Source organism: Lentzea sp. NPDC036955, from assembly GCF_055608005.1.
Genome location: NZ_JBVJRC010000010.1, coordinates 128,703 through 152,574 on the forward strand (window position 1 = coordinate 128,703; position 23,872 = coordinate 152,574).

Genomic DNA, 23,872 nt, shown 5'->3' on the forward strand with positions numbered 1-23,872 from the left:
CCGGCTATCGCGAACATGGACTTCGGCACAGGCCCTATGCGCGGCGCCTGCGCAGCACGAACAGCACGGCGGCACCGGCGGCGAGCAGGGCGGCGCCCAGGCCGATCAGCCAGGCGGACCCGAAGCCCGTGGAGGCCAGGTCGTCGTCCTCGTTCACCGGCACGACGGCGGCGTTGGTGGTGGTGACGGCCGGCGTGGTCGTGACGGCGCCGGAGGACGAGGTGGTCGTGGTCGTCACCGGCGAGGTCGTCGTCGTGGTGCCACTGCTCGACGTGGTCGTGACCGTCGTGGTCGTCGTGGTGGTCGAGCTGCTGCTGCTCGACTGCTGCGTGGTGGTCCCGCACGCGTACCAGTGGCTGATCGCCGGCACCTGCCCGCCGTTGTTCTGCGGCGCCCGCAGGTCGTTCCACGGCAGCGAAGCGAGCTTGGGGGCCAGGTAGACGTTGTAGGCGTCCCCGCCCTTGACCACGACACCCGTGATCGTGGTGCCGGCCGGGACGGCGGTGATGTCGACGTCCTGCTGGTTCGCGCCACCGGTGAAGGTGAACTGACCGGGTGCGATCGGCGTGCCGCTGAGCCCACCGACGGTGCAGGCGTCCCTGTGGTTGATGTCGACGTTGCCGTCGTAGGCGACCGCACGCTCGTCACCGGACACCGGCGCCGGTGCCGGCTTGGCGGTGGCGGCGGTCGTGAGCGCGAACAGGGCCGCCACGGCGGAGGCGGCGAGGCCGGCGGTTCTCAGGGGCGTCATGCGCATCGGGTTGCTCCATTGGGGTCGGCGGGTTGCCGAGATCTAAGACCATCGGCGTGCGCTTGACGGACCAGTAACCAACTCACAGTAGGCCTTGTGGCCCAGTTGTTATACGACCACGAGGAGGTGTGCACCCGAACGAGGAAAGGGCCGGCTGGTGGCCGGCCCTCCTCCGTCGATCACGACTCAGTCGTTCTGCGCGCCCTCGGAGGGCCTCAGGAACACGGTGCCACCGTTCGGCATCCGCCTGAACCAGTCGACCGGGGTGACGGGCTGACCGATCACCGGACCCGCACCGGTCGGGAGGTGCGGAACAGGGACGCCGGGAGTCTGCGGCCGGCGAAGAGGCTGGTTCGGGGTGGTCATCGTTCCTTCTCGAGAAGTGAAGCGGAACCCTGTGATGATCTTCAGATGGTGCCGCACCGCACCGGTGCGGAACTCGAACCGGAACGTGCGTCGCCGAAAACTAGCGGACCGGGCTTCGTGGGCCGTCAACCGCCGCTTCCCGCGGAACGGGATTCGGCAGCCTACATCGGACCGCAAACCCCTTTCACCAGCAGTTTTCCCGACACGGACGAGCCCGGCGCGAGCAGCTTTGCATTCTCACCCGATCGGGTTCGCGCGGCGGAACCTTCGGTAAGCCGCACCGCTTCACCGGGACGAACGGCACCCGGCGGGAGCGCCAGCCGCGGACCGCTCAGGACACCCGTTCGACGATCGAGCTCGCCAGGAGCGAGGCCAGCGCGGCCCTCGAACGCCGCGCCGCGGTCTCCCCGTCCACCGTCCACGACCTGCTCGCCCCCGCAACGATGTCGTCGTACGTCACCGGACCACCGTCGTGCGGCAGCTGGCCGATCACCCGGCCCGCGTCCTCGTCCAGGAAGAAGATCTCCGGCAGCGGGGCCACCCGGCCCACCACCGCGCGTCCCGACGCGGCACGCCGGTGGCGGACGCCCGCGCCGAGGCGGAACCGGTCGCCGGCGCCGATCCCGGCACCGCCGTCGTCCACAACGGACGGAGCGCCGCCCGGCTCGCCCGCGAGAGCGCGCAACAGCCAGCGCGCGTCCGGACGCAGGTCCTGTTCATGGGTGAGCAGCCACGCGCCGATCTCCTCGGCCCGCTCGCGCGCCTTCGGCAGCAGCGAGTCGGGGCCGGGCTCGACGCCCGCGCAGGCCTGCGCGAACTGGGCGAGGCAGCTGTAGGCGTGCCAGGCCGCGAACGTCTGCTCCAGCGGCCACCGCGCGTGCGACCAGGACGTCTCGAAGAGCTCGACGTCCTCGGCGTGCGCGTCGAGGAACTCGCGAGTGATCGCCAGGTCGAAGAACTTCTCGTGCGCGCCCTCGTGCACGAGGGCCTCGGCCACCTCGATCGGCAGCGCGGGCTCGTCGACCAGCACGATGCCGGGCACGTACCGCGACGACGCGGAGACGACTCCCCCGGACGTCTCCCGCTTGAGCACGGCGAGCATCGACACGTGGGCGAGCAGGTCGCCGGCGGTGTCGGGGGCGAGGGCGCGGAACAGCCGGACGCCGTCGGTGACGACCCGCAGCGCCGCCGAGAAGCGCTCCCCGTCCGCCTCGGTCAGCGGCTCCACGACCACACCGGGCGGCGCGATGATCCGCAGCGGTGCTTCGAGCAGCACGGCCGACCTCGGGTCCGCGGCCACCGGCACACCGGCGTCCCGCACGCGCAGGCCGGCCGCCTCGTGCAGGCGAGCGAGGTCCAGGTCGCCGGCACCGGCGAGGGCGCGGCCGATCTCGTAGCGGACGACCGGGTGGTCGGCGAGGTTGTCCGACAACTCGGTGCCCGGCGCGAACAGGTCGGCCGCGAGGCGGTAGAGCGTGCGCCGTTCGTCGACCAGGACGGCTGCGGGCGCGATGCGCGCGTGCAGCGTGTGAGCAGTGGCCACCGCCGAGACCCTAGAGCACCCGGTGGCCCTTTCCCGGAACGGCGCCCGGAAGAGGAGGTGCCCGGCCTGCGGGCGGCGCAGACCGGGCACCCTGGTTCTGCTCATCAGCCGAACATGATGCTGGTGACGTTCACGAAGCCGACGACGGCCAGCGCGACGACCGAGACGGCGACCATCGTGAGCACGGTGCGCCATCCGATCGCGGTGACGGCGACTGCGACGGCTGCTGCGATTCCGAGTGCACTCCCTGCGGACATCTCGTTCCCCTCCCGACTGGGCGAGCCGGGGCTCCTCGGTGTGGGCGGTCCGAGGCCTCTCGCCCCAGTGCAAGGATCGCCTAGTTGTAGGTTGTCTGTCAACTGCGGACAGGTTGCCAGACAAGTTGCAACCAGACCGCCAGCGCCCTACGCTGGGCCAATGCCCGCCGACGACTCCCATCCGGGCGAGAGCTGGGCGCTCTCGCCCGACTCGCGACGGCCGCTTCCGGAGCTCATCGAGCAGAAGCTCCGGGAGCAGATCATCGGCGGCACCCTCAGGGCGGGTGATCGACTGCCCACCGAGCCGGAGCTGGCCCGCAAACTGGACGTCGCCCGCTCGTCGTTGCGCACGGCTCTGCAGCGCCTTCAGCTCCAGGGCATCGTCGAGGTCCGCCGCGGCCTGGGCTGGTACGTCCGCCGCACCGACCTGACCGCTGTCGAGGAGCACCTGGAGGGCCGCCTCGCCGCCCGCCAGTTCACGCACACCGACCTGCTGGAGGTGCGCATCGCCCTGGAGACCACGGCCGCCTCGCTGGCCGCGGTCCGCGCGGGTGACGGCGAGCTGGACGAGCTCGCGAAGCTCAACCACCGCTACCAGCGCGCCGAGGTGGAGGACGTGCAGGAGGTGATCGAGGCGGACGAGGAGTTCCACTCGGCACTGATCCGCGCGGCGCACAACGAGCTGCTGGAGCAGATGTACCAGGCCCTCGTGCCCGGTCTGCAGGACTGCAAGCGCCACGCGCACCCGTCCCGCGAGGTGCACAACCGCTCGGCGAACGAGCACGAGCAGGTCATCTGGTTCCTGCGCCGCCACGACGAGGTGGGCGCGAAGAGCGCGATGACCACGCACCTGCTCGGGTTGTACGACGACCTGACGTCCGACGACACCAAGCCCCGCGCCGGCCTGAGCACCTACGTCGGCGTGCACGACGAGCCGATGTGGGACCGCTCCCGCTAGTACGGCGTCCACCGAACGGGTCTGGTGCCGCTGCCCCGTCACTCCCACCATGTATGGACGAGCCGGTGGAGTGAGGGGGCGGCGGGAAGGTGGCGCACAGGCGGGTACAGGCGCTGGCCCTCGCACTTCTCCTGATCCTGCTGGCCGCCCTCGACCTGAGCGTCGTCCTGCTCTGGCAACCCGCCACCCGCTCGGTGCTGCACGACGTGCTCGTCGTCGCCTGGCCGCTGCCCGCGCTGGCCGGGTTCCTGCTCGGCGCCTACGAGCTCTTCTGGCACCAGCGCCTGGTCGCCGAGGTCGGCCGGCTGACCGGTCCCGTCTTCCTGGAGCACCTGCTCCCCTCCGAGGTGCTGCGCACGTTCCTGGCCTCCGTCTACGGCCCGAACGTCGCCAACGACGACGTGGTCGCCGGCGTCCTGGGCGGCAGCGGCATGCTCCCCCGCGGCGACGACCTCACGATCAGCACCGGCACCACCGTGAAGCTGGAGCTGCAGGGCATCGACACCAAGACCTACCACCTGATGACGACGCAGCGGTACCAGTTCCGCAACAGCGTCCCCGTCGACCGCTTCGTCATCTTCGCGACCTCCAACGCCCTGCTGCGCGACACCATCAGCGCCGCCTGCCGCTACCCGCTCTTCGAGCTGTACTTCATCCCCGACTCGTCGCTGTTCCTGGAGTCCGTCGACGACCTGCGCCGCTCCACCCAGATCGCCATCGACTACCTCGACCACGAGGGCCAGCGCCGTTCGGCGGAACCGAGCCAGATCCCGCCGGTCGAGGTGAGGTTCGGCGAGTGGGCCACCTACCTGACGTTCTTCCGCGAGGCGATGGGCCCGCTGCCCAAGCTCAGCCCGATGAGCCACATGGGCGACCTGCGGATCTTCGAGTGCGACCTCTCCGGCATCGCCGACGACCACGTGGTGCGCGCGATCTGCGGCCTGACGGTGTGGTCGCGCACCTTGCAGCGCACCAACGACGGGTTCTGCTACTGGCAGTCGCCCTACCCGTCCTTCGTGGACACCATCAGCTTTGACGCGACGGGGCTCGCGGTCGCCGAGTCGCCGCCGCACGAGTTCCGGGTCATGCCGTTCACGTTCCGGTCGGCGACGGCGTCCGCGCAGTGGCTGCAGGCCGGGGAGCTGCGGGACCTGGACGTGCGGTCGTGGTTGTTGCCGGGGCACGGGGTGGCGTTGCTGTGGCGGGAGGCGCTGGGCTGACCGCCGGCCGCGGTCACCAGATGGCCGCGATGCCCTGCCGCCCTTGGTGTCGAGGATGAGCGAGCCGACGCCGTCGAGGAACGGCTGCACCCACACCTGCCGCTCACCGTCCTGCGTGAGCTCGCGCAGGACCATCGCGACCGTCCGGACGAACATCGGCCTGACAGCGGACCAGAACAGGAAGTGGTCGGCGAGCGTCTGCGACCACCGGTAGTGGTGCCGCACGCGAACGAGCTCCGACGTCTCCCGGCTCAGGTCGGCGATGAAGAGCACAACGTCGGCGTCCGTCATCCCGACCGGCAACGAGATGTGCCGGCGCAGAGCGCTGGCCGACACCCTGCGGAACTCGGCTTTGCGCACCGCGCCGTGCTCCGGTCCCGCGTAGCACTCGAGCCGCTCCTCGAACGCGTTCGCCGCCTCCCGGAAGGTGTCGAGCGCGCGGGATCTCGTGCAAGGGTCAGGGACGCCGGTAGACCGTGCCGCCGCCGTTCGGCATCCGCCGGAACCAGTCCACGCCGCTCACCTTCGGCTGCGGCCGGCCGAACCGGTCCGGCTCGGCCGGCGCGGGCACCATCGGCGCGGGCACGCTCGGAACAGGTTCGGAAGCCATGACGTCTCCCCTCGCCCGGGAACGGCCCCCCAGCGTAGCCACGAGCCACCCCGGTGACCTCCCGCCAGCCGGGTGAGCGTGGCGCGCAAATGAGCGCAAGAACTTGCGTACACTTGCGCCATGACGCAACGGAGGCTGGCCGAGGTCGCGGCCAAGGTCGGGGTCAGCGAGGCCACCGTCAGCCGGGTGCTGAACGGCAAGCCCGGCGTGTCGGACGCCACCCGGTCGGCGGTGCTGACGGCGCTGGACGTGCTGGGGTACGAGCGGCCTACCCAGCTGCGGGGTGAGCGGGCGCGGTTGGTCGGGCTGGTGCTGCCGGAGCTGCAGAACCCGATCTTCCCGGCGTTCGCGGACGTGGTGGGCAACGCGTTGGCCCAACGGGGCTTCACGCCCGTGCTGTGCACGCGGACGGCCGGTGGGGTCACGGAGGCGGAGTACCTGGAGCTGCTCCTCGAACAGCACGTCAGCGGGATCGTGTTCGCCGGCGGGCTGTACGCGCAAAGGGATGCAAGCCACGGGCACTACCAGCAGATGATGGCCAGGAAGCTGCCCGCGGTGCTGGTCAACGCCGCCATAGACGACCTGGCGTTCCCGCGGGTCAGCTGCGACGACGCGGTGGCGGTGGAGCAGGCGTACGGGCACCTGACCTCGTTGGGGCACAAGCGGATCGGTGCGGTGCTGGGGCCGCCGGACCACATGCCGAGCCAGCGCAAGCTGGAGACGATCCAGCGGTGTGGCGGGGCGGACGTCGAGCACGCCATGTTCAGCCTCGAAGGCGGGCAGGCGGCGGCGACCAAGCTGGTGCAGCGCGGCGTCACGGCGATCATCTGCGCCAGTGACCCGCTGGCGCTCGGCGCCATCAGGGCCGTCCGGCGGGCGGGGCTGGACGTGCCCAAGGATGTGTCGATCATCGGGTACGACGACAGCGCCTTCATGACCTGCACCGATCCGCCCCTCACCACGGTGCGGCAGCCGATCGAGGCCATGGGGCGGGCGGCCGTGGAGCTGCTGGCGAACCAGATCAGCGGCAACGCCGTCGCGCCCGACGAGCTGCTGTTCGAGCCGGAACTGGTGGTGAGGGCCTCCACGGCACCGGCCAGGTAGGTCAGTCAACTTCTTGCGAGTTTCAGTCTGGATATTGCGTTCAGATGTAACGGAGACTTATGGTCGCCGTCACATCGACGCGCTCGCGAGAAGGGCGGCCCCACCATGAAGAAGTCCGCTGCCGTGTTGTTGGGCTGCGTGCTCGTTGCCGGCTGTGGGAGCGGTACCACGGCTGACACGGGCAGCAAGGTCGTGATCAACATCAACGGTCAGCCGCCGCAGACGCAGGCGTTCGACCGCAAGGTGTTCGACGAGGACGTCGCGGAGTTCGAGCAGCAGAACCCCGACGTCGACCTCGTGCCGCACGAGGGGTTCATGGACCCGAAGACGTTCTCCGCCAAGCTCGCCGGCGGGCAGCTGGAGGACGTCTTCTACGTCTACTTCACCGATCCGGCGGCGCTCATCGCGCGCAAGCAGGCCGCCGACATCACCGACCACGTCAAGGACGTCCCGCATTACGGCGACCTCAAGCAGGAGCTCAAGGACGTCTTCACGGTCGACGGCAAGGTCTACGGGCTGCCCACCGCCAACTACACGATGGGTCTGCTCTACAGCCGCGCGAACTTCACCAAGGCGGGCCTCGACCCGAACACGCCGCCGCGGACGTGGGACGAGGTCCGCGCGGCCGCCAAGAAGCTCAAGGACGCCGGTGTCACCGGGTTCGCCGAGTACAGCAAGAGCAACCAGGGCGGCTGGCACTTCACCACGTGGATGAAGTCCGTCGGCGGGGACGTCGCGCGCAAGGACGGCGAGAAGTACAGGGCCGACTTCAACAACGACAAGGGCAAGGAAGTCCTGCGCCGGCTCAAGGAGATGCGCTGGGACGACGGCTCCATGGGCGAGAAGCAGCTCCTGGAGATCGGCGACGTGCAGAACATGATGGGCGCCGGGCAGCTCGGCATGTACCTGGCCGCGCCGGACAACGTCGCCGCGATCGTCAACCAGTTCAAGGGCAAGTACGACGACTACGGCCTCGCCGCGATCCCCGGTCAGCAGGGCACGCTGCTCGGCGGCGAGGGCTACATGATCAACCCGAAGGCCACGCCGGAGAAGATCAAGGCCGGTCTCAAGTGGGTGCAGTGGAAGTACCTCAACCCGGACCGGCTCGAAGCGAACCTGCAGAAGTACAAGGACCGCGGCCAGCCCGTCGGCCTGCCGATCCCGCCGATCGCCGACATCTGGACCGGTGAGCCGCGCAAGCGGCAGGAGGAGCTCAAGGGCAGGTACGCCACCATGCCGGTGCAGAACTTCCAGGCCTACGTGGACGGTTCGGAGAAGACCAGGGGCAGCCTCGAACCGCCGCAGGCGCAGCAGGTCTACGCGATCCTCGACAACGTCGTGCAGGCGGCCCTCACGAACAGGGACGCCGACCACGCGCAGCTGCTCGCGGACGCGGAGACCAAGGTCAACGCCGTTCTGGCGCAGGTGAAGTAGGTTGCGGCGGCACGTCACCGCGTACGGCTTCCTCAGCCTCGCGCTCGTCGTCTTCGCGGTGTTCTCCTGGTACCCGATCGTGCGCGGGGTGGTCCTGAGCTTCCAGCAGGTCAACTTCGTCTCCGACCCCGAGTGGGTCGGCTGGGAGAACTTCCGGCGCCTGTTCGACGACCCGCTGTTCGCGGTGGCGTGGCGCAACACGGCCTACTACACGGTCCTCGCGCTGCTGATCGGTTTCGGCGTCCCGTTCCTCACCGCCGTGGTGCTCAACGAGCTGCGGCACGCCAAGGGCTACTTCCGGCTGCTGGTCTACCTGCCGGTGATGCTGCCGCCGGTCGTCACGGCCCTGCTGTGGAAGTGGTTCTACGACCCGGGACCCGGCCTGTTCAACTCGGTCCTGCGCGGAGCCGGGCTGCCGGGCCTGCAGTGGCTCGACTCGGCGGACACCAGCCTGATCAGCATCGTCCTGCTCACCACGTGGGCGAACATGGGCGCGGCGACGCTGATCTACCTGGCCGCGCTGCAGACGATCCCCGGCGAGCTGTACGAGGCCGCGGAGCTCGACGGCGCGGGGATCTTCAGGAAGGTCTGGAACGTCACGATCCCCCAGACCAAGTTCGTGCTGCTGATGTTGTTGCTGCTGCAGGTCGTCGCGACCATGCAGGTCTTCACCGAGCCGTTCATCATGACCGGCGGCGGCCCGGAGGACTCGACCGTCACGGTCCTGCTCCTGCTCTACCGCTACGCCTTCGTCTACAACGACTTCGGCACCGCCAGCGCGCTCAGCCTCATCCTGTTCGCGGTGCTCGGTGTCTTCTCCTTCCTCTACCTCAAGCTCACCAGGAGGGCGGACGCGTGAGGACCCTCACCAAACCCGGCGGCAAGCTCTACTGGGTCGTCCTCGCGCTCACCCTCGTCCTGTTCACGGTCGCGTTCCTCGTGCCGCTGGTGTGGGTGCTGCTCGGTGCGTTCAAACCACCGGCCGAGCTCGCCCAGCAGCCGCCGACGGTCCTGCCGCGGACGTGGGAGCCGGGTGCGTACGCCGACGCCTGGAACTACATGGACCTCGGCAAGTTCTTCCTGAACACCGTCGTCGTCGCGTTCGGGGCGTGGGCGGTGCAGATGGTCGTGATCATCCCGGCCGCGTACGCGCTGTCGAAGCTGAAGCCGTTGTTCGGCAACGTGGTCCTCGGCCTGATGCTGGCCACGATGATGCTGCCCGCCACGGCCCTGCTGGTGCCGGTCTACCTCACGCTCACCGACCTGGGCCTGCTGAACAACCCGGCCGGCATCTGGCTGCCGGCCGCGGCGAACGCGCTGAACGTCTACCTGCTCAAGCGCTTCTTCGACCAGATCCCCGAGGAGCTGCTGGAGGCGGCCAGGATGGACGGTGCGAGCACCTGGACGGTCCTCACCCGCATCGTCCTGCCGATCTCGCGCCCGATCCTCGCCGTCGTCTCCATCTTCACGGTCGTGGCGGCGTGGAAGGACTTCATCTGGCCGCTGCTCGTGTTCCCCGACCCGGCGAAGCAGACGCTCAGCGTCGCGTTGCAGCGCTTCGCACCGGACACCCCGATCAACCTCCTGCTCGCCGGGCTGGTGCTGGCGAGCCTGCCGATGGTGGCGCTGTTCCTGGCGTTCCAGCGGCACATCCTCGCGGGGCTCACCGCGGGATCTATCAAGGGCTGAAAGGACACCGCGCATGAGCTGGTGGCGCAACGCATCCATCTACCAGGTCTACCTCCGCAGCTTCGCCGACGGCAACGGTGACGGCGTCGGCGACCTCGCCGGCCTCAGGCAGCGTCTCCAGCACATCGCCGGACTCGGGTTCGACGCGATCTGGCTCAACCCCTGGTACCCCAGCCCGCTGGCCGACGGCGGGTACGACGTGGCCGACTACCGCGACATCGAGCCGGTGTTCGGCACGCTGGCCGATGCCGAGGAGCTCATCGCCGACGCGCACGACCTCGGCATCCGGATCATCATCGACCTGGTGCCGAACCACTGCAGCGACCAGCACCCGTGGTTCAGGGACGGGTTGTGGGACCGCTTCCACATCCGCGACGGCGAGGAGCTGCCGAACGACTGGAAGTCGCGGTTCGGCGGGCCCGCGTGGAGCAAGCTCGACGACGGGCGGTGGTACCTGCACCTCTACGCCGCCGAGCAGCCGGACTTCAACTGGGAGAACCCGGTGGTCCACGCCGAGTTCGAGGACATCCTGCGCTTCTGGCTCGACCGGGGTGTCGACGGGTTCCGCATCGACGTGGCCGACGGGCTGGTCAAGGACTTCTCGAAACCGGACGCGGACCTGCCCTACTCCGACCAGGACGGCGTGCACGAGATCTACCGGCACTGGCGCAAGGTCGTCGACGAGTACGACGGCGACCGGATCCTCGTCGGGGAGATGTGGCTGCCGGACCCGGAGCGGTTCGCGCGGTACCTGCGCAACGACGAGATGCACAGCGCGTTCAACTTCGACTTCCTGTGCTGCCCGTGGAACGCGGCCGAGCTGCGCAAGGTCGTCGACAGCACGCTCGCGGCGCACGAACCCGTGGGCGCGCCGCCGACCTGGGTGCTGTCCAACCACGACGTCACGCGGCACGTCACGCGGTACGGGCGGGAGAAGACCGGGTTCTCGTTCGCGGACCGGCAGCACGGGGCGCCCACGGACTTCGAACTGGGCACGAAACGGGCCCGCGCGGCGATCATGCTCACGGCGGCGCTGCCCGGTGGGGTGTACGTCTACCAGGGCGAGGAACTGGGGTTGTGGGAGGTCGAGGACCTGCCGGACGAGCTGAGGGAGGACCCGGTGTGGCACCGGTCGGGGTTCACCGACCGCGGGCGCGACGGGTGCCGGGTGCCGCTGCCCTGGTCCGCTGACGACGGTCCGAGCTGGTTGCCGCAGCCGGAGAACTGGCAGGAGTTCTCGGTCAGCGCGCAGACCGGCGAACCGGGGTCCATGCTGGAGCTGTACCGGCGGGTCTTCGCCCTGCGCAAGGCCGTCGAGGGCGACCTGGAGTGGCTCGACCTGGGCGAGGACGTGCTGGCGTTCCGGCGCGGCGACCACACCTGTGTCGTCAACCTGTCCGGCCACCCGGTCGCGCTGCCCGGGACACCGGTGGTGACCAGCGTGCCGCTCGACGACGACGGCAGGCTGCCGGTCGACGCGGCTGCCTGGTTGGGCTAGAAACGGGCCATTCGGACACCCGAAACGGGCATGCCCGAAAGCCGCGTCCCAGGTGGGCGCGGCTTTTGCCATGTGAAACGGGCTGAAACCGGGCAAGATGTCACTCTGTTGTGGTACCGACCACAACGTTTCAGGGGTGTTTCATCTATGCACAGCCCGAACGGGCATCAGCAGATCCGAACGGGCAGGTGACATGCGAGCCGAGGACCGCAAGCGCCGCATCCTGGCCAGGGCTCGCGCCGACGGGCGCGTCGACGTGGTGGAGATGGCCCAGGAGCTCCAGGTCGCACCGGAGACCGTCCGGCGTGACCTGCGGTTGCTCGACGAGCACGGGCTGGTGCGGCGCACGCACGGTGGCGCGGTTCCGGTCGAGAGCGCCGGCTTCGAGACCGGTCTGCGGTTCCGGGCCGGGTCGCACGTGCCGGAGAAGCGGCGCATCGCGAAGGCCGCGGCCGAACGGCTCGACGACGCCGAGACGGTCTTCATCGACGAGGGTTTCACGCCGCAGCTCGTCGCGGAAGCGTTGCCGACCACCAACCCGCTCACGGTCATCACCGCGTCGCTGCCGACCGCGGCGGCGATGTCGGAGCACCCGTCGTGCGTCGTCCTGCTGCTGGGCGGCCGGGTCCGCGGCCACACGCTGGCCACCGTGGACCACTGGGTGCTGCGGATGCTCGGCGAGATGGTGATCGACCTGGCTTACATCGGTGCGAACGGGATCTCCCGCGAGCACGGTCTGACCACGCCCGACCCGGTGGTCGGCGCGGTGAAGGCCAAGGCGCTCAGCGTGTCCCGGCGGAAGATCTTCGTCGGGGTGCACACGAAGTTCGGCGTGTCGAGCTTCAACCGGTTCGCCGAGATCGGCGACCTGGAGGCGATCGTCACGGACTCGGGCCTGTCCGCCCACGAGGCCCACCGCTACTCCTTGCTCGGCCCCAAAGTGATCAGAGCCTGAGGGCGTCTGCGAGTACCGCCGACTGGCAGTCGGTAGTACTCGCAGACGCCAGGACAAGCCCCCTGACGGGTACGCCTGGTGTCTTCGCCGTGCCCGAAATCCCCCGAAAGGAACCGACGATGTCGTCGATCCGCACGCTCGGCGCCGCGACCGCTGTGCTGCTCCTCGCTTCCGCCTGCGCGGGCGCCGGCGGTGGCGGAGGCGGCGGTGCCGACTCCGTGAACGTCCTGATGGTGAACAACCCGCAGATGCAGGACCTGCAGAAGCTCACCGCGGACAACTTCACCAAGGACACCGGCATCAAGGTGAACTTCACCGTGCTGCCCGAGAACGACGTCCGCGACAAGATCAGCCAGGACTTCTCCAGCCAGGCCGGTCAGTACGACGTCGCCACGATCTCCAACTACGAGACGCCGATGTTCGCCAAGAACGGCTGGCTGGCGCCGATGGACGACTTCGTGGCCAAGGACAGCGCCTTCGACCAGGCCGACATCCTGGAGCCGATCAAGCAGTCGCTGACCGCGGCGGACGGCAAGGTGTACGCGCAGCCGTTCTACGGCGAGTCGTCGTTCCTCATGTACCGCAAGGACATCTTCGAGGCCAAGGGCGTCACGCTGCCGGAGAAGCCGACCTGGCAGCAGGTCGCCGAGGCCGCGCAGAAGGTCGCGACGCCCGAGGTGCGCGGCATCTGCCTGCGCGGCCAGCCGGGCTGGGGCCAGGTCATGGCGCCGCTCACGACGGTCGTGAACACCTTCGGCGGCACGTGGTTCACCAAGGACTGGCAGGCGCAGGTCAACGCGCCGGAGTTCAAGGAGGCCACCAAGTTCTACGTGGACCTGGTGCGCAACCACGGTGAGGCGGGCGCCCCGCAGGCCGGGTTCGCCGAGTGCCTGAACAACATGACGCAGGGCAAGGTCGCGATGTGGTACGACGCCACGGTCGCCGCCGGCCTGCTGGAGGCCGCCGACTCGCCGGTCAAGGGCAAGCTCGGCTTCACCCAGGCGCCGGTCGTGAAGACCGACAGCTCCGGCTGGCTCTACACCTGGGCGTTCGGCATCCAGAAGGCCTCGAAGAAGCAGGACGCGGCCTGGAAGTTCGTCTCGTGGGCGTCCGGCAAGGGCTACGAGGAGCTGGTCGGCAAGAACCTCGGCTGGTCGAAGCTGCCCGACGGCAAGCGCGCGTCGACCTACCAGCGCGCCGAGTACAAGCAGTCGTCCGGCTCGTTCTCCGCGATGGCCGAGGCCGCGATCAAGAGCGCGAAGCCGCTCAACCCCGGTGTGCAGGAGCGTCCGGCGCCCGGCATCCAGTTCGTCGGCATCCCCGAGTTCACCGACCTGGGCACGCAGGTGTCGCAGCAGATCAGCTCCGCGATCGCGGGTGCGGTGAGCGTCGACGAGGCGCTGAACAACGGTCAGGGGCTCGCTGAGAAGGTCGCCGCGAAGTACAAGGGCCAGTGAAGGGGCCGTTGACATGGCAGTCATGACGCAGGCGCGGCCGGACACCGACGACCGGCCGCCGCCCGTCCCCCGCAAGAAGACCAACCGGTGGGTCACGCGGGCACCGCTGCTGCCCGCGCTGATCTTCCTGATCATCGTGACGCAGCTGCCGTTCGTCGCCACGCTGGTCATCTCGTTCATGAAGTGGAACTCGCTCGACCCCGCCAACCGCGGGTTCGCCGGGTTCGACAACTACGTCAACGTCTTCACCGACCCCGACCTGCGCTCGTCGGTCGTCAACACCATCGTGCTGACGGCGTCGGTCGTGCTCATCAGCCTCGTCCTCGGGCTGGGGCTGGCCCTGTTGCTGGACAAGAAGTTCGCCGGCCGCGGGCTGGTGCGCACGCTGCTGATCGCACCGTTCCTCGTGGTGCCGGTGGCGGCGGCGCTGATCTGGAAGCACGTGCTCTACAACCCGGAGTACGGCCTGTTCAACGGCATCCTGAACTGGCTGGGTTTCGACGCCCAGCCGGACTGGATCTCCAGCATGCCGATGACGGCGGTCGTGCTGTCGCTGGTGTGGCAGTGGACGCCGTTCATGATGCTGATCCTGCTGGCGGGCCTGCAGTCGAAGCCGGTCGAACCGGTCGAGGCCGCGACGATCGACGGCGCGTCGTCGTTCCAGATCTTCCGGTACCTGACGTTCCCGCACCTGCGGCAGTACCTGGAGCTCGGCGGTCTGCTCGGCTCGATCTACGTCGTGCAGAACTTCGACGCCGTCTTCACCATCACGTCCGGTGGTCTGGGCACGGCGAACCTGCCGTACATGATCTACCAGACCTTCTACCAGGCCCACGAGTACGGCGAGGCCTCCGCGGCCGGCGTGATCGTGGTGGCGGGGTCGATCATCATCGCGACGTTCGCGCTGCGCACGGTGTCCTCGCTGTTCAAGGAGGAGAAGCGATGACCGCCAAGTGGATCGGCCGCGCTTGGGGCGCGCTCGCCTGGTTCTGCGGCCTGGTGTTCTTCGCGCCGGTGGCGTGGATGTTCCTGACCTCGCTGCACAGCGAGTCGGACGCCGCGACCAACCCGCCGTCGCTGCTGGCGCCGCTGACGCTGGACGGGTACGGCGAGTTCTTCGACGCCGGCGCGTGGCCGCCGTTGCTGAACTCGTTCAGCGCGTCCATCGGCTCGACGATCATCGTGCTGCTGCTGGCGATCCCGGCCGCGTACGCGTTGTCGATCAGGCCGGTGGAGAAGTGGACGGACGTCCTGTTCTTCTTCCTGTCCACCAAGATGATGCCGGTCGTCGCGGCGCTGCTGCCGATCTACCTGTTCGCGCAGTTCTCCGGGATGCTCGACAACATCTCGTTCCTCACGCTGCTCTACACCTCGATGAACCTGCCGATCGCGGTGTGGCTGATGCGGTCGTTCCTGTCCGAGGTGCCGAAGGAGATCCTGGAGGCCGCGTCGATCGACGGTGCCGGCCTGCTGACGATCCTGCGCAGGGTCGTGGCGCCGATCGCGATGCCGGGCATCGCGGCGACGGCGTTGATCTGCTTCATCTTCAGCTGGAACGAACTGCTGTTCGCGCGGGTGCTGACCGGTGTCGTCGCCGGTACCGCGCCCGTCTACCTCACCGGGTTCGTCACCTCGCAGGGCCTGTTCCTCGCGAAGGTGTGCGCGGCCGCGGTCGTGGTGTCTCTGCCGGTGCTCATCGCCGGGTTCGCCGCCCAGGACAAGCTGGTCCAGGGCCTTTCGTTGGGAGCGGTCAAGTGAAAGCAGCAGTGATCACGGGCGTCGGGTCCGTCGAGGTGACCACTGTGGACGATCCCAGGTGCGGTCCGCGCGAAGTGGTCGTGGACGTGGCGGCGTGCGGCCTGTGCGGCACTGACCTGCACATCCTGCAGGGCGAGTTCGCACCCACCCTGCCGGTCGTGCCGGGCCACGAGTTCGCGGGCACGGTCGTGGAAATCGGTGCGCAGGTCAACGAGGTGAAGGTCGGCGACCGCGTGGCCGTCGACCCGTCGCTGTACTGCCACGAGTGCCGGATGTGCCGCAACGGCAAGAACAACCTGTGCGAGCGCTGGGCGGCCATCGGCGTCACGACGGCCGGTGGCGCGGCGGAGTACGCGGTGGCGCCGGTGGCGAACTGCGTGAAGCTGCCCGACCACGTGCGGACCGAGGACGCGGCGCTGATCGAGCCGCTGTCGTGCGCGGTGCGCGGCTACGACGTGCTGCGCTCGCAGATGGCGTCCCGGGTGCTGATCTACGGCTCGGGCACGATGGGCCTGATGATGCTCCAGCTCGGCAAGCTCACCGGCGCGTCGTCCATCGAGGTCGTCGACCTCAACGCCGAACGGCTCAAGACGGCGCAGCAGCTGGGCGTCACGGCCACGGCGGCGTCGCCGGACGAGCTGGACCGGCCGCAGGGCTGGGACCTCGTCATCGACGCGACCGGCAACGAGAAGGCCATCCAGGACGGGCTGGGCCGGGTCGCGAAGGGCGGCACGTTCCTCCAGTTCGGCGTCTCGGACTACTCGGCGCGGGTCACGATCGAGCCGTACAAGATCTACAACCAGGAGATCACGATCACCGGCTCGATGGCGGTGCTGCACTCCTTCGAACGGGCGGCCGACCTGTTCGCGACCGGGGTGCTCGACCCGGAGGTGTTCATCAGCGACCGGCTGCCGCTGGCCGACTACGCCGGCGCGCTCGACCAGTTCAAGGCCGGGAAGGGCCGCAAGATCCAGGTCCTACCCTGAGTCACCAGCGCAACCCCGCGTGGCCCCGATCGTCGCAACGATCGGGGCCACCCGTGTATCTAGCGCAACGGCGCCGGCTCCTACTGGGCATGTCGAAGTCCGAGCAGAAAGCCGGGCAGGAAGTACAGCTGCCGCCCTACTTCTCGACCATGTCAGACGAAGAGCTCCTGTCCTGGTACGCGGAGCTCCAGGCGCGGGCGATGAGCCCGCAGCCTGGTGACGTCGATTTCGACCACGCCCACCGGCCGGGCAAGCCGATGACCGTGGAGCAGCTGCGGCACCGACTGCTCACGTTCCAGGGCTGGCCGGGCGGGTCCGGGCTCAGCACGATGGACTCCGGTTCTCCGTTCCACAACCTGTGGCACTGGCTCAGCGCCTGACCCGCGGCGAGGTCGCCCTCGCCAGGGTCGTCGGCGCGCTGGTGGCCGCCTGTGTGCTTTACGCCGTGGTGCACACGGCGCTCACCGGCGCGGTCTCGCATCCCCGCAACTGGCTCGTGGCCTTCGCCTGCACCCTGCTCGGGGTGCGGGTGATCGGTCACGTGGAACGGTCGGCCGTCGGCTGGTTGCTGCTCGTCATGGGCCTGTTCGGGGGGATCACGGTCGCCGTGGCGGGCCAGCCGGTCGAGCACCCGGCGCGGTGGGTGGAGGCGTGGGTCTGGTGGCCGACCTACGCGCTGCTGCCCGCTGTGGCGCTGGTCTTCCCGAACGGCAGGCCGTTGGGGCACCGGTGGTGGTTCGCCATCGGCGCGAGCCTGGTGAGCGCCGTCCTCGGCACGGTCGGGCTCGCCTGGGGGTCGTGGGGTGACCCGGCGGGTTTCTGGGAGCACGCGGGTGGCGGGCTGGCCAAGGGCATCACGGTGGTCGCCGTGCTCGCGGCCGGGGTGTCGGTGGTCGCGGCGGTGGCGGCGTTGTTCCTGCGCTGGCGGCGGGCCGAGGGGGACGAACGCCGGCTGCTCGTGTGGGCGTTCGCGTTGCTGGCGCTGGCGGTCGTCGCGACGGCGCTGGAGACCACGGACGGGCACTTCGCGTGGGTCATCGGGGTGCTGGCGTTCCCGGCGGCCGCGGTGATCGCGATCGTGCGGTACGGGCTGTACGACATCAGCCTGCTCATCCACCGGTCGTTGCTCTACGGCACGCTCACGGTGGCGTTGCTGCTCATCTACCTGGGTGTGATGCTCGCGGCCGGTCAGTTGTTCAGCAGTGACGCCGAGGTCATCGGGGTCGTGGCGGCGGGGCTGGTGTTCGCGCCGTTCCGCAGCTGGGTGCAGAAGAAGCTCGACCGGTGGCTTTATGGCGAGCGGTCTGATCCCTATGCCGCGCTGTCGACGTTGAGCGAGAAGCTCGAACGGTCCCAGGACGTGCTGCCGACCGTCGCGCAGACGGTCGCCGAGTCGTTGAAGCTGCCGTACGTCGCGATCCGCGGCGGGTCGGTGCTGGCCGAGCACGGGCGCAGCCGCGGGTGGCCGCAGCTGCGGTTCCCCATGACCTACCGCGGTGCCGCGGTCGGTGACCTGGTGGTCGAGCCGCGTGCGCCGGACGAGCGGTTGAGCGACAAGGAGCTCAGCCTCCTGGTCGACCTGGCGCGGTCCACCGCACCGGCCGCCCAGTCGATGAAGCTGACGGCCGATCTGCAACTCGCTCGCGAACGGCTCGTGCGTGCGCGCGAAGAAGAACGGCTGCGGCTGCGGCGCGACCTGCACGACGGCGTGGGACCGGCGTTGGTGGGCATCCGGTTGCAGCTCAAGGCATTGCGGCGGTCGATGGGTGAGGCGCTGGACCCGGTGCTCGGTGACGTCGACTCCACGGCGGGCGAGGTGCGCAGGCTGGTGGACGGGTTGCGGCCACCGATCCTCGACCAGGGCTTGGCGCTGGCGGTGCGGGACGAGGCCGCGCGGTTCCACGGCGAGCTGGCGGTGCGCGTCGAGGCCGAGGAGGTCGAGGGCCTGTCCGCCGCGGTCGAGGTCGCCGCCTACCGGATCGTCGCGGAGGCGTTGACGAACACCGCACGGCACTCGGGCGCACGGCACTGCGTCATCACGGTCCGGCACGACGGCGACCTGGTCGTGGAGATCACCGACGACGGCCGCGGCGTGGCACCGGACGCGACGCCCGGCGTCGGGCTGGACTCCATGCGAGAACGCTGCGCCGAACTGGGCGGATCGTGCACAGTGGGACCCGCACAACCACACGGCACTCGGGTGGTCGCGCGGCTTCCGCTGGAAGTCCGCTGATGCGGGAGGTTCTCGATGGCGCGGGTCGTGATCGCCGACGACCACCCGGTGTTCCGGCGCGGCATGAAGGCGTTGCTGGACGGCGAGGACGGCATCGCGGTGGTCGGCACGGCGGCCGACGGCGTCGAGGCCGTGGAGGTCGTGCTCGCCACCCGCCCGGACGTCGTCGTGCTCGACCTGCACATGCCGCGGCTGGGCGGTGTCGAGGCCGCGAAGCAGATGCTGGCGGCCCTGCCGGAGGTCGGCGTGCTCGTGCTGACGATGCACGAGGACGACGAACTCGTCTTCGCCGCGATGCGGGCCGGCGCACGCGGATACCTCGTCAAGACCACGGACGACGACGAGATCGTGCGCGCGGTGCAGGCCATAGGAGCCGGTGAGGCGATCTTCAGCGCGACCATCGCCCAGCGCATGATGGGCTACTTCACGGCGATCTCGTCGTCCAAGGCGGTGGCGTTCCCGCAGCTGACCGACCGCGAACGCGACGTGCTGGAGCTGATGGCCTCCGGCAAGGACAACGCCTCCATCGCGCACCGGCTCAGCCTCTCGCAGAAGACCGTCCGCAACCGGGTCTCCGCCATCTTCACGAAACTCCAGGTCGCGGACCGCGCGCAGGCCATCGTGGCGGCACGGGAAGCAGGCCTAGGCAGCTCTTGACCACGCGCCGGTCAACCGCCGTCCCGGCCGGTTCGGGACACCGGTCACCTGACAGCGGGACACCTCCCCGGCTTCGATCGGCGCATCCGCCGAGCCTTCAGGGAGCCCTGCCCATGGACATCACCTGGGACGTCGCACACGCGCGGCTCAGCCACGACCGCATGCTGCACATCGCCAAGGCGCTCATCTCCATGCGCCCCGACACGGTCACACTCGGAGGGGGCGAACCCCTCGGCGTGCCCGGCCTGTTCGAGATCGTCGAGAAGTTCCGCCGAGCCGGCATCGACGTCGTCCTGCGCACGTCCGGCAAGTCGCTGCACCCGTCGATGGTGCGCACGCTCCTGGCGTCGTGCGCCCGCATCGAGGTGTGCGCGATGGCGTTCACCCACGCCCTGCACGCGTTGCACCTGCTCGACGTGGGCGCCGCCAAGCTCGACCGGCACGCCGTCTTCGGCCTCGACGCCACCGGCATCCGGCGCGGCTTCGACCGGCTGGAGGACTTCTGCGCCACCACGGCGTTCGACCTGCCGCGCCTCGCGTTCATCGCGCTCGGCGACACCATCGGCCGCGACCACGCCCAGTACCTGCAGTCGCTCGCCCCTCAGACCGTCCGCGTGACGGTCGAGACCGCGAACACCTCGGTCGCCGTCAGCCGATCCAGCTGACGAGCGCGCGCCACGCGGGAGTCGAGAACGTGAGCACGTCACCGCTCACGTTCTTGGTGTCCCGCACGAGCGCGTCCTGGGCCAGTGACACCTCCACACAGTTGCCGTTGCCGTTTCCGCTGCTGTAGCTGCTCTTACGCCAAGCCCGATCCGGGATCATGGAGGTCCTCTCGCAGTCCGCTGACGTACTCCATCAGCTTGCTCCGCGATTGTTCCTCATCCAACGCGATGGCATCCAGCCGCTGAAAGTGCCGCCTGGCCCGCGCCACAGCTGCCTTGTCCTGCGCGAACACCTGGACCGTGTCGGTCTCCGTGAACACCACCGGCGCCGCCTTCGGGAACTCGTACAGCACGCTCGGCGAGCGGAACACCGGGCCTTTGGCCTGGGCGGGCACGACCCGGAGCTGATGCGTGTTGAAGAGCAGGCGAAGGTACTGCTCCTCCATCAGCTGAGCGTTGCCCAGCACCATCCGCAACGCGAACTCGTGCACGTAGAACCGGCAGTCCGGCCGACTGAGCTTCCGCATGATGGCCTGACGTTCGATGCGCATCCGCACGAACCGCGCAACGTCCTCCGGCAGTTCGATCTCCGACGCGATGAGCAAGGCATGCGCGTACTCCTCGGTCTGCAGAAGACCGGGCACGGTCAGCACGTCGTAGCTGATGATCGTCGTGGCGATCGACTCGGTCATGACGAGTGTGCGCAGGTTGCTGTTGTCCTGCGCGAAGTACAGGTCGAACGCGTGGTGGTACCGGCGGCGGAAGGACTCGACGAACTCCAGGTTCTTCCCGCAGGTCGCCAGGTACTGAACGAGGTCGATGTCGCTCGCGCGGGCTTTGCCCAACTCGATGTCGGACACCTTGCTCGGGTCCCAGCCGAGGTGCAGTGCCATCGCGCGGCCGTGGAACGGCGTGCAGGACTCCCTTATCCGGCGGAGCTCGTCGCCGAGGTCCCGGCTGTACGGCGTGGAGGTGATCGCGGTCATTCCGGGGACGCTATGGCGTGGAATGAAACCAAGTAACTGGCTCGTTCGGGTGAAAACAGAGCTAGAAAACCCCGCCGCGAGCTGCGAATACGTCGTTGATAGGCACCATCGCGCCGAGGGCGAGCCGCAGCAGCACGCGTGCCTTACGGGGACATAGCCAGCCGGCCATCACCGCGCCGCGCTGGATGAGGTCGGACTCGGAGCCGGTGAAGCCGTAGGTGTTCTGGAACGTGGTGCCCGCGCCCGTCCGCGTGGCGACGACGACCGGGAACCGCGCCCGTGAGATCGCCGCGGCCATGCCCGCCGACACGTGCCCGACGCCTGTGGCGGCGATGACCACTCCCCCGACGTTCAACCAGTCGAGCAGGGTGCCGTCGTCGTCGATCGTGGCCTCGACGAGCGGGACCGGTGGCACGGTGCGGGGCCGTGGCAGGGCGGGCAGCCGGTGGGCGGGGTGGAAGTAGTGCGGGGCGCCCTCCACGACGAGACCGAGCGGGCCGGGGAAGGAGCTGAAGGCGCTGGGCAGGCTGCTGTGCGTCTTGCGGACCCAGCGGGCGGCGTGGACCTCGTCGCCCAGCACGAGGAGTGCGCCGCGACCGCGGGAGTTCTCGGCCCGGGCCACGGCGACGGCCGCCGCGAGGTTCGCCGGGCCGTCCGCGCCGGGCAGGCCGGGGTGGCGCATGGCGCCGGTGACGACGAGCGGGTGGTCGTGCGGCCACAGGCAGTCGAAGAAGTAGGCGGTCTCTTCGAGGGTGTCGGTGCCCTGGACGATCACCACACCACTCGCGCCCTCGGCGACCTGCCGGTCGGCCCAGTCGAAGGTCTCCAAGAGCACGTCGAACGTCAGCGAGGCGCCGGGGGTGGTGGCGAGGGTGGCGATCTCGCCGACCTCCAGGCCGCCGACGAGGTCCCGCGCGCCCAGGGTCGGTGACACCGCGCCGGAGCCCGTCATCGTGATCGTGCCGCCGAGCGATGCCACCGCCACCTGTGAGCCCATGCGCTCACGATAAGGGCATCTCGTGTTCGAGCCAGTCCGTGAGGGACGGACGCGAGGGGCGCCAGCCGAGGGCGCGGGCGCGGGTGGCGCGGACCCGGCTGTTGGCGCCGAGCGCGTAGCGGGCGAACCCCTCGCCCCACGCGGCACCGGCTTCCTCCAGGCCCCACGGCCGCACCGGGCCGAGGCCGAGGCGGCGGGCGATGGCCTGGCCGATGTCGGCGAACGAGACGTCCTCACCGCCCGCCACGAAGTACAACCCGGTGGCCGCGGGCTCGGTGAGGGCCAGGAGGTAGAGGTCGGCCATGTCGTCGAGGTGCACGGTGGACCAGCGGTTGAGGCCGCGGCCGACCACGCGGACCACACCGCTGCTCCTGGCCTGCTCGACCAGCGGCGGGACCAGGACGGTCTGCGGGCGGGGGCCGGTGCCGGTGCCGTAGACCAGCGAGTTGCACAGAACGACCGAGCGCAGGTCCGCGTCGACCACGGCGCGGTCGAGGTCGTAGCGGGCACGCCGGACCGGGTGGTCCCCCGGGGTGAACGGCACGGCGTCGTCGACGACGGTGCCGGACGGCCCGCCCTGCGCGTCGTCGCCGACCACGCTGGTGCCGCTGGTGTGGACCAGCACCTTGTCCGTGCCGCGCAACGCCTCCACGAAGGTGTCCACCGCACCGCGGTGGTCGCTGTTCGCGGTGTTGACGACCGCGTCCGCCCGCCGGGCCTCCCGGTCGAGCAGGGCGGTGTCGCCGAGGTCGCCGACGACCGGGTCGATGCCCGCCGCGGCCAGCTCGCCGACGACGCCGGGGGTGCGGGTCAGGCCGCGCACGGTGTGGCCGGCGCCGATGAGCCGCCTGGCGACGGCGCCGCCGATGTAGCCGCCGGCGCCCGTGAGGAAAACGTGCATGGGTGAAACCTGCCAGCCGCGACCCGACCCGCACCACTTCCGTTGCCGTTCCGGCAAAGGATCACTGGCGCCAGTAGGTGATGTTGCGGAAACGGGCCTCCGCGCGGCCGCTGCCGTGGTGGTAGACGCCGTTCTTGAAGTACCGCGTGGCCGGGCCCTCGTCCTGGTGGGTGAGTTTGAGGGTGCCGTTGTAATAGGTCTTCACGGTGCCACGCCCGCCCGCGACAGCGGTGTGCTCCACGCGAATGCGGAACCACTTGTTGTAAATGCCGGTCGCGATGACCTGGTCGCTGTCCTTGCGCAGGGTGCCGCCGTTGATGTTGGCGACGTTGAGCATCACGTCGGTGGCGCGGGTGCCGTCCGGGCGGCTGCCGCGCAGGATCTGCACGACCGTCGGGCCGCTGACGCCGGACGGGATGTAGACCTCGCCCTCCCACGCGCGCGACCCGCTGGAGTACTCCTGGTTGAAGCGCAGCTCGGTGCGGGGATCAGTTGGGCTGCCAGGGGTGTGCGGCTCGTCGTAGTCGTAGACCCACATGGTGTGGACGCCGCCTTCGAACTTGTAGCGCGCGCTGGTGGCGAGGTTGTGCGGCTTCTGCACGGTGTAGGTGTACGGCGCCGAAACCCATTGGGCCGACGGCGGCTGGGCGAGGGCCTGACCGGCCGGCGCGACGAGCAGGGGTGCGGTGAGGGCGAGGGCGAGCACGGAACGGCGTGGGTGGAGCGCAGGGGTTTCCACGGTGAATCCCTCCGACCTTCGACAAGTGGTCTGCACCACTTTGGGGGCACGAAGGCGGAGGGATCAACAGTTCTCCGGAATTCCGGGACAACATTCAGATGGGCGAAC

General features: G+C 69.4%; 28 protein-coding genes. 18 read left to right on the forward strand and 10 right to left on the reverse strand.

Annotated elements, in window-relative coordinates:
- Nucleotides 1-34: 34 nt before the first annotated feature.
- The 4 genes from ACZ7CF_RS32175 to ACZ7CF_RS32190 all read right to left on the reverse strand — a co-directional run bounded on the left by ACZ7CF_RS32175 (nt 35) and on the right by ACZ7CF_RS32190 (nt 2,917).
- Nucleotides 35-751 (reverse strand): LPXTG cell wall anchor domain-containing protein, encoded by a 717-nt coding sequence (locus tag ACZ7CF_RS32175; RefSeq protein WP_470371338.1) that lies wholly within the window; start codon nt 749-751, stop codon nt 35-37.
- A gap of 186 nt (nt 752-937) precedes the next feature.
- The gene (locus ACZ7CF_RS32180; RefSeq protein WP_458434125.1) at nt 938-1,117 is read right to left on the reverse strand and encodes a hypothetical protein; all 180 of its coding nucleotides are present in this window, start codon (nt 1,115-1,117) and stop codon (nt 938-940) included.
- Between the two features lie 331 nt (nt 1,118-1,448).
- Nucleotides 1,449-2,765 carry an aKG-HExxH-type peptide beta-hydroxylase gene (locus ACZ7CF_RS32185; protein ID WP_470371339.1) on the reverse strand — a complete coding sequence of 439 codons (1,317 nt, stop codon included), beginning with the start codon at nt 2,763-2,765 and terminating at the stop codon, nt 1,449-1,451.
- Nucleotides 2,765-2,917, reverse strand: coding sequence for a hypothetical protein (locus tag ACZ7CF_RS32190; protein ID WP_360398153.1), 153 nt, complete (start codon nt 2,915-2,917; stop codon nt 2,765-2,767). Before ACZ7CF_RS32190 ends, ACZ7CF_RS32185 begins: the two co-directional genes overlap by 1 nt.
- Before the next feature lie 160 nt (nt 2,918-3,077).
- Here ACZ7CF_RS32190 and ACZ7CF_RS32195 point away from each other — a divergent pair, with 160 nt between their 5' ends.
- The 4 genes from ACZ7CF_RS32195 (at nt 3,078) to ACZ7CF_RS32210 (ending at nt 5,480) form a co-directional block, all read left to right on the forward strand.
- On the forward strand, nt 3,078-3,875 hold the full coding sequence (locus ACZ7CF_RS32195; RefSeq protein ID WP_360398151.1) for a FadR/GntR family transcriptional regulator: 798 nt from the start codon (nt 3,078-3,080) through the stop codon (nt 3,873-3,875).
- Nucleotides 3,876-3,964: 89 nt separating this feature from the next.
- Complete coding sequence (locus ACZ7CF_RS32200) at nt 3,965-5,095, forward strand: hypothetical protein (protein WP_470371340.1); 1,131 nt, start codon at nt 3,965-3,967, stop codon at nt 5,093-5,095.
- A 55-nt stretch (nt 5,096-5,150) separates the two neighbouring features.
- Nucleotides 5,151-5,309, forward strand: coding sequence for a hypothetical protein (locus ACZ7CF_RS32205; protein ID WP_470371341.1), 159 nt, complete (start codon nt 5,151-5,153; stop codon nt 5,307-5,309).
- Nucleotides 5,310-5,357: 48 nt separating this feature from the next.
- The gene (locus ACZ7CF_RS32210; protein ID WP_470371342.1) at nt 5,358-5,480 is read left to right on the forward strand and encodes a hypothetical protein; all 123 of its coding nucleotides are present in this window, start codon (nt 5,358-5,360) and stop codon (nt 5,478-5,480) included.
- Between the two features lie 72 nt (nt 5,481-5,552).
- On the opposite strand, the gene ACZ7CF_RS32215 is transcribed toward ACZ7CF_RS32210, so the two are convergent.
- Nucleotides 5,553-5,705 (reverse strand): hypothetical protein, encoded by a 153-nt coding sequence (locus tag ACZ7CF_RS32215; protein ID WP_470371343.1) that lies wholly within the window; start codon nt 5,703-5,705, stop codon nt 5,553-5,555.
- 120 nt (nt 5,706-5,825) lie between these two features.
- On the opposite strand from ACZ7CF_RS32215, the gene ACZ7CF_RS32220 reads away from it, so the two are divergent.
- From ACZ7CF_RS32220 to ACZ7CF_RS32285, 14 genes are all read left to right on the forward strand, one after another.
- On the forward strand, nt 5,826-6,809 hold the full coding sequence (locus ACZ7CF_RS32220) for a LacI family DNA-binding transcriptional regulator (protein WP_458434132.1): 984 nt from the start codon (nt 5,826-5,828) through the stop codon (nt 6,807-6,809).
- A 105-nt stretch (nt 6,810-6,914) separates the two neighbouring features.
- Nucleotides 6,915-8,243 (forward strand): ABC transporter substrate-binding protein, encoded by a 1,329-nt coding sequence (locus ACZ7CF_RS32225; RefSeq protein ID WP_470371344.1) that lies wholly within the window; start codon nt 6,915-6,917, stop codon nt 8,241-8,243.
- A gap of 1 nt (nt 8,244) precedes the next feature.
- Nucleotides 8,245-9,102, forward strand: a complete 858-nt coding sequence (locus tag ACZ7CF_RS32230) for a carbohydrate ABC transporter permease (protein WP_360398141.1) — start codon at nt 8,245-8,247, stop codon at nt 9,100-9,102.
- Nucleotides 9,099-9,932, forward strand: coding sequence for a carbohydrate ABC transporter permease (locus ACZ7CF_RS32235; RefSeq protein WP_470371345.1), 834 nt, complete (start codon nt 9,099-9,101; stop codon nt 9,930-9,932). Before ACZ7CF_RS32230 ends, ACZ7CF_RS32235 begins: the two co-directional genes overlap by 4 nt.
- A gap of 13 nt (nt 9,933-9,945) precedes the next feature.
- Complete coding sequence (locus tag ACZ7CF_RS32240) at nt 9,946-11,430, forward strand: glycoside hydrolase family 13 protein (RefSeq protein WP_360398137.1); 1,485 nt, start codon at nt 9,946-9,948, stop codon at nt 11,428-11,430.
- A gap of 193 nt (nt 11,431-11,623) precedes the next feature.
- A complete protein-coding gene (locus ACZ7CF_RS32245; protein ID WP_360398135.1) occupies nt 11,624-12,385 on the forward strand; it encodes a DeoR/GlpR family DNA-binding transcription regulator in 762 nt (253 codons plus the stop codon).
- Nucleotides 12,386-12,504: 119 nt separating this feature from the next.
- Nucleotides 12,505-13,842 carry an ABC transporter substrate-binding protein gene (locus ACZ7CF_RS32250; protein ID WP_458434136.1) on the forward strand — a complete coding sequence of 446 codons (1,338 nt, stop codon included), beginning with the start codon at nt 12,505-12,507 and terminating at the stop codon, nt 13,840-13,842.
- Between the two features lie 13 nt (nt 13,843-13,855).
- A complete protein-coding gene (locus tag ACZ7CF_RS32255) occupies nt 13,856-14,788 on the forward strand; it encodes a carbohydrate ABC transporter permease (RefSeq protein ID WP_360398131.1) in 933 nt (310 codons plus the stop codon).
- Complete coding sequence (locus ACZ7CF_RS32260) at nt 14,785-15,600, forward strand: carbohydrate ABC transporter permease (RefSeq protein WP_360398129.1); 816 nt, start codon at nt 14,785-14,787, stop codon at nt 15,598-15,600. The genes ACZ7CF_RS32255 and ACZ7CF_RS32260 overlap by 4 nt, the downstream gene beginning before the upstream one ends.
- Complete coding sequence (locus ACZ7CF_RS32265) at nt 15,597-16,586, forward strand: zinc-dependent alcohol dehydrogenase family protein (protein WP_458434138.1); 990 nt, start codon at nt 15,597-15,599, stop codon at nt 16,584-16,586. The genes ACZ7CF_RS32260 and ACZ7CF_RS32265 overlap by 4 nt, the downstream gene beginning before the upstream one ends.
- 89 nt (nt 16,587-16,675) lie before the next feature.
- Nucleotides 16,676-16,966, forward strand: coding sequence for a hypothetical protein (locus ACZ7CF_RS32270; protein ID WP_360398121.1), 291 nt, complete (start codon nt 16,676-16,678; stop codon nt 16,964-16,966).
- Nucleotides 16,945-18,819 carry a sensor histidine kinase gene (locus tag ACZ7CF_RS32275; protein WP_458434139.1) on the forward strand — a complete coding sequence of 625 codons (1,875 nt, stop codon included), beginning with the start codon at nt 16,945-16,947 and terminating at the stop codon, nt 18,817-18,819. The genes ACZ7CF_RS32270 and ACZ7CF_RS32275 overlap by 22 nt, the downstream gene beginning before the upstream one ends.
- A gap of 15 nt (nt 18,820-18,834) precedes the next feature.
- Nucleotides 18,835-19,476, forward strand: a complete 642-nt coding sequence (locus ACZ7CF_RS32280; protein ID WP_360398117.1) for a response regulator transcription factor — start codon at nt 18,835-18,837, stop codon at nt 19,474-19,476.
- Between the two features lie 113 nt (nt 19,477-19,589).
- Nucleotides 19,590-20,141 carry a hypothetical protein gene (locus ACZ7CF_RS32285; RefSeq protein WP_458434140.1) on the forward strand — a complete coding sequence of 184 codons (552 nt, stop codon included), beginning with the start codon at nt 19,590-19,592 and terminating at the stop codon, nt 20,139-20,141.
- Here ACZ7CF_RS32285 and ACZ7CF_RS32290 read toward each other — a convergent pair.
- The 5 genes from ACZ7CF_RS32290 to ACZ7CF_RS32310 form a co-directional block, all read right to left on the reverse strand.
- Nucleotides 20,125-20,301: a DUF397 domain-containing protein gene (locus tag ACZ7CF_RS32290; RefSeq protein ID WP_470371346.1), complete on the reverse strand. Its 177-nt coding sequence runs from the start codon at nt 20,299-20,301 to the stop codon at nt 20,125-20,127. The two genes, ACZ7CF_RS32285 and ACZ7CF_RS32290, sit on opposite strands and share 17 nt — an antisense overlap.
- Nucleotides 20,276-21,127: a DUF5753 domain-containing protein gene (locus ACZ7CF_RS32295; protein ID WP_470371347.1), complete on the reverse strand. Its 852-nt coding sequence runs from the start codon at nt 21,125-21,127 to the stop codon at nt 20,276-20,278. Before ACZ7CF_RS32295 ends, ACZ7CF_RS32290 begins: the two co-directional genes overlap by 26 nt.
- Nucleotides 21,128-21,188: 61 nt before the next feature.
- Nucleotides 21,189-22,124 carry an asparaginase gene (locus ACZ7CF_RS32300; protein ID WP_470371348.1) on the reverse strand — a complete coding sequence of 312 codons (936 nt, stop codon included), beginning with the start codon at nt 22,122-22,124 and terminating at the stop codon, nt 21,189-21,191.
- A gap of 4 nt (nt 22,125-22,128) precedes the next feature.
- The gene (locus tag ACZ7CF_RS32305; RefSeq protein ID WP_360398107.1) at nt 22,129-23,025 is read right to left on the reverse strand and encodes an NAD-dependent epimerase/dehydratase family protein; all 897 of its coding nucleotides are present in this window, start codon (nt 23,023-23,025) and stop codon (nt 22,129-22,131) included.
- Between the two features lie 61 nt (nt 23,026-23,086).
- Nucleotides 23,087-23,764: a polysaccharide lyase family 7 protein gene (locus ACZ7CF_RS32310; RefSeq protein ID WP_458434145.1), complete on the reverse strand. Its 678-nt coding sequence runs from the start codon at nt 23,762-23,764 to the stop codon at nt 23,087-23,089.
- Between the last annotated feature and the right edge of the window lie 108 nt (nt 23,765-23,872).